The following is a 13,365-nucleotide window of genomic DNA, read 5'->3' as shown; positions in this document are numbered from 1 at the left end:
GTAAGCGGTGTTCTTAGGCCACAGCCTTGAGCTGGAGCTTGTTGATGTAGACCCAAGGCAGGAGATCGTCGATCTGGCTGTTGGGGTGGCCGTTGACGATCCTGGTGAGGACATCGGCGAGATAGCCGAGCGGTTCGACACCATTGAGCTTGCAGGTTTCGATCAGCGAGGCGATGACTGCCCAGTGTTCGGCGCCGCCGTCAGAGCCTGCGAAGAGCGCGTTCTTGCGGTTGAGCGCGATCGGACGGATCGAGCGTTCGACGGTGTTGCTGTCGATCTCGATGCGGCCGTCGTCAAGGAAGCGCGAGAGGCCTTCCCAGCGCGAGAGCGTGTAGCGGATCGCCTCGGCGAGCTTTGTCTTCTGGCTGATCAGCCCGAGCTTTTCGCGAAGCCATGGTTCGAGTTCGACGACGATCGGGCGGCTCCTGTCCTGGCGCACGACACGGCGCTGCTCGGCCGATCGTCGACGGACGTCGTCTTCGACGCGATAGAGTTCCGCGATCCGTCTCAGCGCCTCGCTGGCGATTGGCGCGGGACCGGCCGCGGCGAGCTCGTAGAAGCGCCGGCGCACATGTGCCCAGCAGAAGGCGAGCGTCACGCCGCTCTTGTCGGCGAGCACGCGATAGCCGCCATAGCCGTCGACCTGCAGGATTCCGGTAAAGCCCACCAGATGAGCGATCGGACGCTCGGCCTTCCGATCCGGCGCATAGACATAGGCGACGCCCGGCGGGTCGCTCCCCTCCCAAGGTCGGTCATCGCGGGCATAGGCCCAGAGTTGACCTGTCTTGGTCTTGCCGCGGCCGGGATCGAGCACTGGCGCGGTCGTCTCGTCGGCGAAGAGTTTTGGCGAGGACTTCAGCTTGCCAAGCAGCCGCTCATGCACCGGACGCAGATGCCAGGCGGCGCGGCCGACCCAGTCGGCGAGCGTGGACCGGTCGAGATTGATGCCCTGCCGGGCATAGATCTGCGCCTGACGATAGAGCGGCAGGTGGTCAGCATATTTTGAGACCAGCACCTGGGCGACCGTCGCCTCGGTCGGCAGGCCGCCCTCGATCAGCCGGGCGGGCGCCGGAGCCTGAACCACTACATCCTCACAGGCGCGGCAGGCATATTTGGGCCGGCGCACGACGATCACGCGCAGCTGCGCCGGAACGATGTCGAGCCGCTCGCTCATGTCCTCGCCGATCCGATGCAAGCCATTGCGGCAGCACGGGCAGGCATGATCCTCGATGTCGACGACCATCTCCACGCGCGGCAGATGGGGTGGCAGCCCGCCGCGGTTCGCCCTGCGCTTGGCGACAGGCGCCTGACGTTCGCCAAGAGCGGTCTGTGCCTGCTCTTCGTCACCGGCGGCCTCGATCTGTTCGGCCTCTTCGAGCCCCAGCAGCAATTGATCCTCGGGGAGCGTCTCGGCACGCCGGCCGAAGCGATGACGCTGCAATTCCTTGATGATCTGAATCAGACGGGCATTCTCGACGTCGCGCGCCAGGACCATCGCCTTCAGCGCATCCGGATCGTCGGGAAGCTGGTCAGCCGTCATCGCCATGAGCGGATCAGACCATATTCGCCGACAGTCCGCGACAGCGGAATCCAGGCTGATTCACTTCGTCGCGGGTCAGCCCGCCTGGGCTGGAACGCGAGTCCGGCGCGCCTCGTGGACACGCCGCCAGTCGAGACCTTCGAGCAGCGCCGACAGTTGCGCGGCCGTCAGCCGCATCATGCCGTCATGCACTTTCGGCCAGCGGAACTCCCCATCCTCCAAACGCTTGGCATAGAGGCAAACCCCGGTGCCATCCCAGAAGATCAGCTTGATCCGGTCAGTCCGCTTGGCCCGAAAGACATAGACCGCCCCATTGAACGGGTCAGCGCCCATGGTCTCGCGCACAAGTGCGGCCAATCCCTCCGCACCCTTGCGGAAGTCCACCGGCTTCGTCGCCACCATGACCTTGACCGCACCCGTCGGCCCGATCACGACGTCGCCTTCAGCGCGCGGATCACTGCCGCCACCGTCTTGGTATCGGCGCCCCGGCCAACGCGCATCGAGATGCCGTCGATCTCAAGCTCGATCATGCCGGCACCTCGGGTGGCTTGCCGTTTCCGCTGCTTCGGTGAACGGCTGGCTACAGGTTCCGCCGCCGCCAAAACCGCCGGCACAAAGGCAGGAGAATCTTGCTGCACCGAAGTGGCCGGTTTGCACGCTTCGCGGCGCCAGGCGAAGACCTGCTGCGGCCTAAGGCCATACCGACGGGCTACCTCGGAAATGACTGCGTTCGGCTCCAGCGTCTCCGCGATGATCCGCGCCTTGTCATCCACCGACCAGTGACGCCGACCGCCGGCACCGTTGATCACCTCGAAACGCCGAAGCTGCCGCTCCGGGTCAAGCGTAAGGTCAAGTCCAGACACAAGCCGATCTCCGATCCCAATACAGGATCGGCAACCTCACAGATCGCGACCACTCCCGAAAGGTGGTCCGGAAACACCGCTTACTATTGAATTTGGCGCTGTCGATTTTTAGAGAGCTGGCAATCGTTCCTCGAGGACCGCTTGCACGCCAGATCGCGGCAATCGAAACGCTAATCGGATCAAGAAAGGTGAGAAACCCCTCATCAGCCGGCAGCCTTCGGGCACGTTTGGAATCGGCAAAGCGAGAGATCGTCATCAATGACGATAGTTTGGCCACTTGGGTAACATGCTGCGCGGCCGTCACATCCTTGTTCAGGCTAGCGGCCCTGTATTGGTCGTTCTACGCTGCGGTGGACCAGTCTTGCATGGGCGAGCCGCTCGCTCTCTTTACGACCATTGTGCATTTCGTTCCCCTCCCATTGGCTATTCTAATCCTCTACGCCAGAGCCCATTTTGTCTATAAAGACGTTTGGCAAAAGATCAATTTGCTTAAGCAATGCCCCCGACAGTCGGGGATATTCCCACGTGTCAGCGCTCGCCGCCTCAACTGCATTCCGTGTATTCGAGGGCTGAAAGCACGATGCCGATCCCTGGCTACCAATCGCTCATGCTCCCGGTTCTTGAGGTCGCTTCGAAGGACGAAACCTCCGCCCACTAGCCGAGGCCGAGATTGCTGCACGGTTTGGTCTCACCGCTGAAGAGCGTGAGCAGCTGTTGCCGAGCGGCAAGCAGCACGTGCTACACAACCGTATCCACTGGGCGAAATTCTACATGAGCAAAGCGGGACTGCTCGCCTCCCGCACGAGGGCGGTTCGTTGCCACCGAAGCAGGTCGGTCATTGCTCACCAGCGACCCTGACCGCATCGACGTGAAGCTGCTATTGAAACACCCAGAGTTTAGGAAGTTTTACAAGGGCAACGGGTCCGATGATAGTGCAGGGGAGACGCCATCCGACGTCGCGACGGAGGCGACGCCGGAAGAGCAGATCGAAAGTGCCTATCAGGCGGTACTAACCGCTTTGCGGGCAGACATTTTGGACAGGATAGGCCAAAACAGCCCGGCCTTCTTTGAGCGGCTCATTGTCGATCTACTTGTCGCCATGGGTTATGGCGGATCGCATAAGAACGCAGCCGCCCAGCTTGGCGCTCGGGCGACGGCGGGGTTGATGGCGTAATCAACGAGGATCGGCTCGGTCTCGATCGGGTGTATGTTCAAGCGAAGCGTTATGCTGTCGCAAACGCTATTGGGCGACCTGATGTTCAAGGATTCGTCGGCAGTCTGGTAGGGCTAGGAGCGACGAAGGGTGTTTTCGTGACCACCTCGACATTCAGCCCACATGCCCACGAATTCGTGAAGCACCTGTCTCAACGCGTCATTCTGCTCGATGGGCGCCAACTTGCCGACTTGATGTTCGAGCATGGCGTCGGAGTTCGTGTCCGTCGAGCCATTGAGCTACCGGACGCGCCTTTTGCTGACGCACCGGCGCAAACTGAAGGCCGAAGTTCCTCGACCTGGAGAACGCCATCCGCCACTCGCTGAAGTCGTTCGGCATCTGCCTTAGGCAAGGTCGGACGTGGCGCCTTCGAACGCGCGGTACGCCAGGCGGTGGCGGACAATCCGTTGTCGGCCGAGCTGATGGACGCCATGCTGACGGCGCGCGCGGCGCTGTGGCGACAGTACTGCCGGCTGCATGATCTCGTCGTGAGGATCGTCGCGCACAGCGAGCCGTGCCGGCGCTTCATGGCTATTCCCGACGTGGTCGGGTGACGGCGCTCTCCTTCATGACGGCGATCGACGATCCCACGCGCTTTCGCCGCTCGCGCGACGTCGCCGCTTACTTCGGGCTGACGTCGCGGCGCTGGCAGTCCGGTTCAACGATCGACATTCAGGGACGGATCTCCAAGGCCGGCGACGCGGACGTGCGGCGCGCGCTCTACGAGGCGGCGTCAGGACTGATGACGCGCTTCAAGGGCAGGGACAAGGTCAAGAGCTGGGGCCGGGACATCGCCAAACGCTCCTGCCACCGCAAGGCCTGCGTCGCGGTGGCGCGCAAGCTGGCGGTGATCATACACGCCATGTGGAGCGATGGACGTTTACGTCGGCGATGCGGCCGCGAGCGAGGCCGATGCCACGCGGCGCGCCCATGTCAAGGACCGCAAGCTGCTGGGAGCGCATCGATGAGCGGTGCGGCGGCAGATAAAACGCATGGCGCCGGCGCGCTGACGGACCCCATCTGAGCAAGGAGATCCGCTCCGGCGGATGAGCACCGATGCAAACCAGAAACAACTGAACCACGTTATCCTGCCTGCCGCCGCGCCGACAATGAGACAGCCGGACCGCGCTCGATTTCGATGCTCCGTCCGTCCGATGGAAGAGTGCGTCACGACGGTTCGAGCGCTGCGTTCATCCCCGGCGTCGGTCCGGTGACGGCGCTTTCGTTCATGAACGGCGATGGACGATCCCACGCGGTTCCGCCGCTCGCGCGACGTCGCGGCCTACTTCGGGCTGAGGTCGCGACGCCGGCAGTCGGGCACCTCGATCGACGTTCAGGGCCGCATCTCGAAGGCAGGCGACGTCGACGTGCGGCGCGCGCTCTATGAGGCGGCGTCTGATGATGCGCTTCAAGGGCAAGGACAAGGTCAAGAGCTGGGGCCAGGACTCGCCAAACGCTCCTGCACTGCAAGGCCGCCGGGCCAAGAGCCAGAACTGTCCAACAGGCTGATTGACGTGCACAAGACAGCATACGCGTCCTTCGGCGAAAGCCTCGCACGAAATACGTGGTGAGGCCCGACGCAACCGGCCGGTGCCAGTCGTCGGCTCTTGTGGGGTGAAGGCTCTGAAACGATAATTTTCCGTTCGCATCGACGGGAGAAGCAAGTGTGGACCACCAGCGGTCACCGCTGCCCCGCGCCAATGGTCGGTTTGCCGGGGCACCGAGTTATAATGGAGATAATCTTCTTTTGTATCTATGTCGATGATGATATCCGTCATGCCTGCCCAAAATGAGTCGGCGCTGGGCACAGCGTGACGACCCTATTCTGGCGGGCCGAGGCGGCTGCCCTAGCACCTAGCAGCGAGAAAACACACGCAAGGAGAACTCCATTGCCTTCTTCAGAGACCAGAGCGCAGACACTCGGCCCTAGCATGATTTGGCGGAACTGGGTGAGCAATCAGGTTTGTCGGGTGAAGCATTTTGAAATGCCAAGTTCGGACGATGACGTCTGCAGAACGATCAAGACAGCAGCTTCAACCAATCTGCGCGTCCGCGTAGTGGGTACGGGGCACTCTTATACGCCGATTGTCCCCACGGACGGAGTTCTAATCTCCGCGGAGCGTCTAACAGGGATCGAAAATATCGACCCAACCAACGGCAGCGTAACCCTCCGCGGCGGAACGCGGATTTGTGACGTTGGCCTTGAACTGCGTTCTGCTGGTTGGGCATTGCCCAACCAGGGCGATATCGATCTGCAGACGATGAGCGGGGCCGTATCGACGGGTACGCATGGCAGCGGCGATAGTTTGCAATGCTTAGCGGGCCCGATAATTGGAATGCGGATAGCGATGGGCGATGGATCCATCGCCAATTTCGATGCTTCGCAAGACATCGATGTCCTCAACGCTGCGAAAGTTTGTCTCGGAATGCTTGGCGTGGTGCTTTCCGTCACGATGAAGCTTGTTCCTGCTTTTGATCTTCATGACAAAATATGGCGTGAGGATTTTGAAGAATGCATGGATCATTTGGATCAGCTATGTCAGGAAAACCGGAGCCTCCGCGTGTTCTGGTGCCCGACCGAACACTCGGCATCGTTATACAGCCTGCCCGACACGTCTGGCATTGGTCGTACGCGCAGTAAAGCTGATGTCTGCGAAATCAGAACGCTGAACGTCACAACTCAGCCGTCAGCAGCTGTCGAAGCACAGGCCGGCGAGAGAATAGGGCCCAGCTATCGGATATTTCCGGGTTCAATTCCGATGCCGAACCATAACGAATGCGAATACTCGGTGCCCTACGAGGACGGTCCGGCGGTATTGCGTGAAATACGCAAGCTGATCCAGACGAAGCATCCGTCGCAGATATTCCCGGTTGAGTATAGAACCGTGGCGGCTGACGATATTTGGTTGAGTCCATACTTTGAGCGGAAGACCGCAATGATATCGGTGTCCGGCGCAGCAGGAGAGGACTACTGGGATTTCATCCGCGATTGCGAGACAATCTTTTCCTGGGTAAAAGGTCGTCCGCACTGGGGCAAACTTCACAGCCTGGGCCGGTCCGAGATCGAAGGCTTGTACCCAAGATACGGGGATTTTATTTCTCAAAGGGCTCGCTTCGACCCGGACGGTCGCTTCCTGAACGACTACCTGCGCGAACGTTTCAGCTAAAAGCTTTTATCTATGGTGGCTTCTGCGGTTCGCTGCATAGCCGCCTGGAACTTGCTGCCATCTTTAGCGATCATGTTGGCGAGGATGTCGATGATCAAATATTGTCCAGCGACCCTGGAGAATGCTCCTCGCGTGATGGGCGTGTCTGTTGAGGATGCTCCCAGTACAGCGTCCGCGTTGGCAGCGATCGGACTGCGTATATGACAGGTGATTGCGATGGTAAATGCGCCAGCCGCCTTGGCCGCCATAAGTGAGTTGATTGTATCCTTGCTCGAGCCAGATTCCGAAATTGCCAGTGCGACTTGCTTCGGCCCGAGATTCACTGCACTCATGACGGCGAGATGTGGGTCGTCCAGCACGCGCGACACCAGTCCGAATCGAACAAACAAGTAATGCGCGTATCGGGCCACATTCGCAGAGCCGCCGAACCCGTACAGATCTATGCTTTTTGCTCGTATGATCTGTTTTGCCGCCAATTCGAGAGCGGCGTGGTTCAACAGGTCCTTTGTCTGCTTGAGCGCGGTGATGGCCGTCGACAGCGTGTCGTCGATGACGTCACCAGACGGGCTGGCGTGTCTGATTGTCTGGTGAGTGGAGAGTTCGATCCCCAATGCCAGTTTGAAACGCTGGAAGCTCGAAAATTTGATGTCTCTACAGAACCTCAAGACGCTCGCTTCGCTCGATCCGGATCCGTCAGCAACCTCCGTGATAGTTTGGTTCACGACCTTCGCGGGATCGTTAAGGACGTACTCACTGATGCGAAGGAGCGCCGGACTGAGGCTGGGCTGAGACGAACGCAAGCGCGCCAAGATCTTTTCCTGCATTTACGATTCCCTTGATGTCGCCGAGCTCCAGCTCCCTAGGCTTGATTGACACGGGCAGTGAAAGCAATAGGAATTTTTCAGCAGATTGCCAAGCCGTGAACACTGTTTTCGTTAGAGCCCCCAGCCGCCTGCCAGCCTTTTTGCACGGCATTTGACCATCATCGCCGCGCGGGGAGAGAGTCGCGCATGATGAAAAAAACCATCTTCCGCAGACGAAAAGAAAGTGATATTCCTTCAGCAAGAGACTGGAACCGCGGCCGCTGGGCGCGAATGCGAACAGAGATGACGAGATGGGTTCTATATCGATTGGTGTCGACATCGGAGGCACCAAAACGCATTTGAGAAGCTGCCTGGAACAGGGCATGGGCCGCGACTTGGTGGTGAGGACCAGTGAATGGCGTTGTGGAGCCTATCACCACGATATTCCTGGACTAATCGCGCTAATCAGCGGATTTGCGGATGGCGCCGCTCCCAACGGCATCGCGATTGGCTCTCATGGATGTGATGATGAGGCCGAGTGTGCCATCGTGCAAAAACCACTTTCCAATCATTTTGCCTGCCCGTTGAGGGTCGTCAACGATGCAGAGCTATTTCCCCTAGCCATGGGGCTTTCCAGCGGAATTGGTGTCGTCGCGGGAACTGGCTCAATCGCCGTTGCTCGGGACCAGAAAGGCAGGATGCATGTCGCAGGCGGTTGGGGCTGGGCAATCGGAGACGAAGGGAGCGCTCCCGGTTTAGTACGTGAGGCTGGTCGAGTAGTGCGACGGCACATTGACCTCGGAGGGGCAAGGTCAGAGCCGCTTGTCGAAGCGCTTTGTGACGCATTTGGACTGAATAGCCCCACGAACATCGGCACCGCTATCGCGAAGGAAGGCGGTGCCTCGGCTCTGGGGCGACACGCACCCGTTATCTTCTACGCAGCCAATGAAGGCTCGTCGTTGGCTAAGCGCGTTATTGACGAGGGCGCAGCGGCCCTGACCCAATTAGTTCACCACCTGAAGTTGGCGGGCGTGTCCGACAAAGATGTGGTGGTAGGCGGAGGGGTCATCCTCGCCCAGCCACTTTTAGCCAATGCGTTCTCCCATCAAATTTCCGATCGTTTCGGGGCGACAGTGGCGGTCACCTTCCTCGACAAGCCGCCGGTCTTAGGCGCCTGCGTCTTGGCGCGGCAACTTTGCAGTGCCGGGGATGGCCCAGAGACCTCAATTGTCTCTCAACATATGGATATCCAATGATTTACAGGTCAACGATCGCCCGTCAACCCAATCAGTTTCGCCATACCTTGGAAGTGGTCGGAACGCAGCTTCGCGACCTTGATCTCGCGCCATTTGAAAAGGGGACTGTCGTCGTTACAGGAATAGGCGCGAGTTACGAGGCAGCGGGGGTAGTGGCCGGTGAGCTGCAACGCCGCGGCAGACGAGCAAATACTTGGCGCGCAGTCGATCTCATGGAGCCGGGGGACCCTGGCGACGCGATCATAGTCTTTTCTGTCGGAGGAAGAAGCATCGAGCCAATCGCTGCACTCACCATCCACAGCACGTTACCATCCCTCGCGATTACAAGCGGAGGCAACGACCCGCTGTCACGCACCGCTTCGGCAGCACTTCGCTTCGAGTCCGGTCCGGATTCACTGCCGTCGAGCACCGGCTACACAGGCTCGCTGCTGGCAGGCGGGCTGCTGATAGATGCGCTCTGCGGTGAAGACAGCTTCAATTGGAACGACATTCCTCTGATAGCAAGCGAGGTCTTGGAAACCTCTGCGAAAAGGATGGCACGCATTGGAGAAATGTTTCATGACCAGCGGGCGATCGATTGCGTTGGCGCGATATCGGCTTTGGGTACGGCGGGCGAGGCTTGTTTGCTCATTCGCGAGGCTGCGAGGGTGCCCACCGGCGTCGCAGACACGCTGCACTACTTGCACGGCCCGATGGAATCGATGGATCAGGCAACCGGGATTTTGATATTTGGTGACGGCCGCGAAGTGCGATTGGCGCAGGAATTGGCTGAAATCGGCTGTGCAGTTCTTCTGGTAACCGCAAGCGAGTCGCCTCAGGACGCCAAAAACCTAGCAGTTGTGAAGGTGCCATCTTTGCAGAACCGTGTGGGACGATCAATCGTGGACATCCTGCCCGCTCAGCTGCTAGCCGCAGAACTGTCCGACGCGGCCGGACTTACTGATGCCCAGTTTCGTTATAGCCAAAATGACACAAAGGTGACCGTGAATGAATCGGAGCCCCGGGTCTGAGCACGCGCGTCACGAGATGACACGTTCCGGGCATCCTTCTTGGCCCTGATCAAGACAGCAATGGCGAGCCAGTGGCAGTGATCCCGCTGTCTCGAGGCCGTTGACGGGCAAGAATGCGTCGTGCTTCGCCTGCCGATTGAATGCTGCGCAGCATTCTGTTTCCAAAGGCGTATGAAACTTGGAAAGGTAACCCTACAATAAAACTATACACCGTGGAATTGTCTCGGCACTTCATCACGTCGACGGCCGCGAATAGCTCACCACGGGGAACACTGCATCGTGACGCCCTCTGCTTACTGAAGCCCGCTTTAGCATTGCTGGCAGCAGCTTGGGGACCCATTCAGGGCGAGAATAAATAACTCCAGGACTAACGGACGATGGCATCTTCCCGGCCTAAAGTGTCTTCGGCGCTCATTACACCCGCGATCGGGTTCCTATGTCTCGCGACGCTCGTCCCGATTGCAGCTGTCGTTGCCCTCTCGTTCGGGGACTTCAACATAGCCTTCCCGGAAAAGACGCGCTTTATCGGGCTTTACAATTACGCGCGGTTCTTGTCCGACGGTCGGTTTATCAACGCCGCGCTGGTTACGTTCATTTTGGTCGTCGTCCCCGTCGTCCTCCAATTACTGTGTGGATTAGCGTTGGCAATAGCGCTTAAGGAAAATCTCGTTGGCACACGGTGGATGCGAGCATCTTTCCTGCTTCCGTCAATAACTCCGCCAGCGGTAGGCGGAATTGTGTGGAAGCTGTTCCTCATTCCTGGTGTGGGCGGCTTGTCTTATCTCGCAAGCTTGTTCGGTCACAATTTCGAAGCTGACTTACTTGGAAGCAAAACGTCAGCGCTTATCTCCGTGATCATCGTATCGATTTGGTTTGGCGTTCCCATCGTTGCTTTGCTGCTTCTCTCGTCTTTGGACTCGATCCCAGACGAGATTTATGAGGCGGCAAACCTCGACGGAGCAAGTTGGGCCCAGGCGCAATGGCATATTTCCATACCGCTCGTCTTACCTGCGATGGGAGCCGTCGCCGTGTTTCAAGCCTTAGAGGTCCTTGGGATTTTCCCCGTGATCTTCGTGTTGACAGGTGGCGGGCCGGCTGGGGCGACTGAACCCCTAAACTTCTACGCTTTTCTGACCGCATTTACATATCTCGATCTAGATTATTCCGCCGCAATTCTCGTGGCATTCACAACAACGATCGTCGGCGTGTGTTTTTGGTCTATTCGCCAAATCTCGGCCACTCGCGTTGGGAGGTAAGCCGATGCATCGATACTTTGGACGTCACATCTCCGAATATCATCCACTCGCCAAATCTCGGCCCCTCGCGTTGGGAGGTGAGCCCATGCGTCGGGACCTCGGACGTCGCATCTACGGATACCTTGTCTCCGCTGCCTTTGCGCTATTCCTGTTCTCGCCGATATTGTGGACCCTATCGACATCTCTCAAGCAGCCGACCGAGATGTTTCAATGGCCGCCCGTGATCGTGGGGGAGCCATCCGCTCAGCACTATACCGCGATAATCGCTGACAAGGACTTCTCTTCCGCGCTCATCAATTCAATTGTGGTCTCATGCAGCACCATCATATTGACCATGGCGCTTTCGATCCCGGCAGCCTTTGGCATCTCTCATTTGCAGAAAACTGCGATGCGAAGGCTATTGACGCTGGTGTTGGCACTCCGGGCGGCGCCAGCGATGATCTACATCATCCCCTACTTTCTCTTTTTTCGCCAAGTACACCTCGTCGACACGAAGATTGCGCTGATCATCGTCAACACAATGTTCGCGGTTCCGCTTGCGATATGGTATTTGTCGGCGTTTTTTGACCAAGTGCCGCGTGAAATTGAAGAAGCCGCGATGATAGACGGCGCGTCAACGCTGCAGACGATGACGCTCATCTCGATACCCATCGCCAAATCTGGTATCATGGCAACAGCAATACTGATATTTATTGGTTCGTGGAATGAGTTTCTTTTCGCGCTGACACTGACACGCGATGACGCGAAAACTGCCGCCGTCGCAATACTGAATTTCATCCCATTTGAGGGGACCGATTGGGGCAAGGCGGCAGCCGCATGCGTGCTTATGCTGGTCCCGATCGTGGTGTTCGTGCCGTTCGTAAAAAAATACGTCGCCGGCCCAACAACGACCGGTTCCGTGAAAGGGTGAAACGCTAGCTCAAGGAGAAAAGCAATGAGATGTCTTGGAATTCTTGCTGTTGCATTAGGTGTTGCCGTCGGCGGCGGAGCGTCGGCTCAGCAGCGCTATGACGGCGTGAAAATAAAGGTCCTATCGACAAACTCGGCATACGATTTGGAGCTCAAAAAATTCGCGCACGAATTCACAGAGAAGACTGGCGCTGAAGTGCAGTTTGATCTCTTCGGTTATGCGCCGACCGTTCAAAAAGTGTCGGTCGAGCTCCTAACGCGTTCAGATAGTTACGACGTGGTATACTTAGGGAGCGAGGAGTTCGGGCGATACGCATCTGGCGATATCCTGGAGCCGCTCGATAATTACATAGACATGAAGAGTGCGGACGTACAGGATTTCATCGCTCCCGTGCTGCGCCTCTACAATAAGGACGGCAAACAGCTGGCATTTCCGCATTTCGCGGCGACACAGCTCCTGTATTATCGTGCCGACTTGTTCGAGAAAGCCGGAATCAAACAGCCACCGCAAACGTGGGAAGAGTTCCGTAATGATTGTGATCTGCTGAGAAAGGCAGACATTCAGTGCACGGCGCTACGGGGTCAACCGGATACTGGCGAGAATATATGGTTTTGGGGCCAGGTTCTTTATGGTTTTGGCGGTAAATATTTTGCGAACGAACCAGCGGATCTGACGCCCACGGTAAATTCGCCCGCTGCGGTGGAGGCGCTGAAATGGTACACGGATGTGATGACCAATTTCACTGTGCCTGGGAGCATCTCAGCAACCTTCGATGATGTTGTCATCGCGATGCAGCAGGGCCGCATTGCTATGACTGTCGAAGGCGCTCCCACCGCAGGTCGCATTCTCGATCCCAAGCTGTCGAAGGTCGTCGGCAAGCTTGGGTTTGCTTTGCCCCCTGGCGGCGTAAGTGGGAGGTTCCCGCCCTTTGCGGGACAGGCGTATGTCATTCCAGCTGCATCAGAAAACAAGGCAGCTGCAGCGGCCTTCCTTCAATGGGCGACGAGTAAAGATCTCATGAAGCGGATTTCGCTCGACAGCACCTTTGTCGCCATCACCAGGACATCGCTGTGGGACGATCCGGAAATCCGTGCGAAACATGACTATGATTATGGCCATGGATCGTTTGCGGCAACGTATGCAGAAACGCTTCGCGGGGCGCCCGAGTGGTATTATCCTCGCATTCCAGAATTCAAGGAGATCGGCGATCGCCTTGGCCGTGCCCTGCAAGAAGCGGTTGTCAGGAGCAAGAGCCCAGAGGCTGCCTTGGACGATGCTCAAGGTGATGCGGTCGAAATCGTGAAGCGCGCTGGATACCTGAAATAGCCGTTACACGTCGCCACCGGC

Annotated in this window: 12 protein-coding genes and 3 pseudogenes; 11 read left to right on the top strand and 4 right to left on the bottom strand. The window is 58.3% G+C overall.

The annotated features are described in order from the left end of the window. Nucleotides 1–13: 13 nt before the first annotated feature. The 3 genes from EN859_RS20625 to EN859_RS20615 all read right to left on the bottom strand — a co-directional run bounded on the left by EN859_RS20625 (nt 14) and on the right by EN859_RS20615 (nt 2,349). On the bottom strand, nt 14–1,546 hold the full coding sequence (locus EN859_RS20625; RefSeq protein ID WP_126089929.1) for an IS66 family transposase: 1,533 nt from the start codon (nt 1,544–1,546) through the stop codon (nt 14–16). Between the two features lie 69 nt (nt 1,547–1,615). Next, the gene (tnpB, locus tag EN859_RS20620) at nt 1,616–1,972 is read right to left on the bottom strand and encodes an IS66 family insertion sequence element accessory protein TnpB (protein ID WP_027154943.1); all 357 of its coding nucleotides are present in this window, start codon (nt 1,970–1,972) and stop codon (nt 1,616–1,618) included. Further along, complete coding sequence (locus EN859_RS20615) at nt 1,969–2,349, bottom strand: transposase (protein WP_189350287.1); 381 nt, start codon at nt 2,347–2,349, stop codon at nt 1,969–1,971. The genes tnpB and EN859_RS20615 overlap by 4 nt, the downstream gene beginning before the upstream one ends. Before the next feature lie 768 nt (nt 2,350–3,117). Here EN859_RS20615 and EN859_RS38690 point away from each other — a divergent pair. The 6 genes and pseudogenes from EN859_RS38690 to EN859_RS20595 all read left to right on the top strand — a co-directional run bounded on the left by EN859_RS38690 (nt 3,118) and on the right by EN859_RS20595 (nt 6,783). After that, complete coding sequence (locus EN859_RS38690; RefSeq protein WP_245455145.1) at nt 3,118–3,261, top strand: winged helix-turn-helix domain-containing protein; 144 nt, start codon at nt 3,118–3,120, stop codon at nt 3,259–3,261. After that, nucleotides 3,242–3,577, top strand: coding sequence for a hypothetical protein (locus tag EN859_RS38685; protein ID WP_210211059.1), 336 nt, complete (start codon nt 3,242–3,244; stop codon nt 3,575–3,577). Before EN859_RS38690 ends, EN859_RS38685 begins: the two co-directional genes overlap by 20 nt. Before the next feature lie 29 nt (nt 3,578–3,606). Further along, nucleotides 3,607–3,759 (top strand): annotated as a pseudogene (locus tag EN859_RS39385) (restriction endonuclease); the annotation flags it as partial. Between the two features lie 94 nt (nt 3,760–3,853). Beyond that, a pseudogene (locus tag EN859_RS38675) lies at nt 3,854–4,584 on the top strand (IS110 family transposase); the annotation flags it as partial. A gap of 224 nt (nt 4,585–4,808) precedes the next feature. Beyond that, nucleotides 4,809–5,079: pseudogene (locus EN859_RS20600) on the top strand (IS110 family transposase); the annotation flags it as partial. Nucleotides 5,080–5,565: 486 nt separating this feature from the next. After that, complete coding sequence (locus EN859_RS20595; protein ID WP_189350285.1) at nt 5,566–6,783, top strand: D-arabinono-1,4-lactone oxidase; 1,218 nt, start codon at nt 5,566–5,568, stop codon at nt 6,781–6,783. Here the strand turns inward: EN859_RS20595 and EN859_RS20590 are convergent. Next, nucleotides 6,780–7,607, bottom strand: coding sequence for a MurR/RpiR family transcriptional regulator (locus EN859_RS20590; protein WP_029354755.1), 828 nt, complete (start codon nt 7,605–7,607; stop codon nt 6,780–6,782). The two genes, EN859_RS20595 and EN859_RS20590, sit on opposite strands and share 4 nt — an antisense overlap. Before the next feature lie 290 nt (nt 7,608–7,897). Here EN859_RS20590 and EN859_RS20585 point away from each other — a divergent pair, with 290 nt between their 5' ends. The 5 genes from EN859_RS20585 (at nt 7,898) to EN859_RS20565 (ending at nt 13,344) form a co-directional block, all read left to right on the top strand. Next, nucleotides 7,898–8,842 (top strand): BadF/BadG/BcrA/BcrD ATPase family protein, encoded by a 945-nt coding sequence (locus EN859_RS20585; RefSeq protein WP_126089935.1) that lies wholly within the window; start codon nt 7,898–7,900, stop codon nt 8,840–8,842. Next, a complete protein-coding gene (locus EN859_RS20580; RefSeq protein WP_126089934.1) occupies nt 8,839–9,852 on the top strand; it encodes a glucosamine--fructose-6-phosphate aminotransferase in 1,014 nt (337 codons plus the stop codon). Before EN859_RS20585 ends, EN859_RS20580 begins: the two co-directional genes overlap by 4 nt. A 377-nt stretch (nt 9,853–10,229) precedes the next feature. Beyond that, entirely contained in the window at nt 10,230–11,108 is an 879-nt protein-coding gene (locus tag EN859_RS20575; RefSeq protein ID WP_126089933.1) for a sugar ABC transporter permease, read from the top strand. A gap of 85 nt (nt 11,109–11,193) precedes the next feature. Continuing rightward, on the top strand, nt 11,194–12,018 hold the full coding sequence (locus EN859_RS20570; RefSeq protein WP_189350283.1) for a carbohydrate ABC transporter permease: 825 nt from the start codon (nt 11,194–11,196) through the stop codon (nt 12,016–12,018). Nucleotides 12,019–12,042: 24 nt separating this feature from the next. After that, nucleotides 12,043–13,344 (top strand): sugar ABC transporter substrate-binding protein, encoded by a 1,302-nt coding sequence (locus tag EN859_RS20565; protein WP_029354766.1) that lies wholly within the window; start codon nt 12,043–12,045, stop codon nt 13,342–13,344. The last annotated feature ends 21 nt before the right edge of the window (nt 13,345–13,365 follow it).

The organism is Mesorhizobium sp. M00.F.Ca.ET.216.01.1.1, from assembly GCF_004010325.2.
Lineage (GTDB): Bacteria > Pseudomonadota > Alphaproteobacteria > Rhizobiales > Rhizobiaceae > Mesorhizobium.
The sequence above is the reverse complement of the archived record's forward strand: the minus strand, read 5'-3'. Positions and strand labels throughout refer to the sequence as shown.

What these genes read in the sequence shown, in the direction of transcription:
- EN859_RS20625 (WP_126089929.1), bottom strand. Translation starts at nt 1,546, where the DNA reads ATGGCGATGACGGCTGACCAGCTTCCCGACGATCCGGATGCGCTGAAG.
- EN859_RS20590 (WP_029354755.1), bottom strand. Translation starts at nt 7,607, where the DNA reads ATGCAGGAAAAGATCTTGGCGCGCTTGCGTTCGTCTCAGCCCAGCCTC.
- EN859_RS20585 (WP_126089935.1), top strand. Translation starts at nt 7,898, where the DNA reads ATGGGTTCTATATCGATTGGTGTCGACATCGGAGGCACCAAAACGCAT.
- EN859_RS20580 (WP_126089934.1), top strand. Translation starts at nt 8,839, where the DNA reads ATGATTTACAGGTCAACGATCGCCCGTCAACCCAATCAGTTTCGCCAT.
- EN859_RS20575 (WP_126089933.1), top strand. Translation starts at nt 10,230, where the DNA reads ATGGCATCTTCCCGGCCTAAAGTGTCTTCGGCGCTCATTACACCCGCG.
- EN859_RS20570 (WP_189350283.1), top strand. Translation starts at nt 11,194, where the DNA reads ATGCGTCGGGACCTCGGACGTCGCATCTACGGATACCTTGTCTCCGCT.
- EN859_RS20565 (WP_029354766.1), top strand. Translation starts at nt 12,043, where the DNA reads ATGAGATGTCTTGGAATTCTTGCTGTTGCATTAGGTGTTGCCGTCGGC.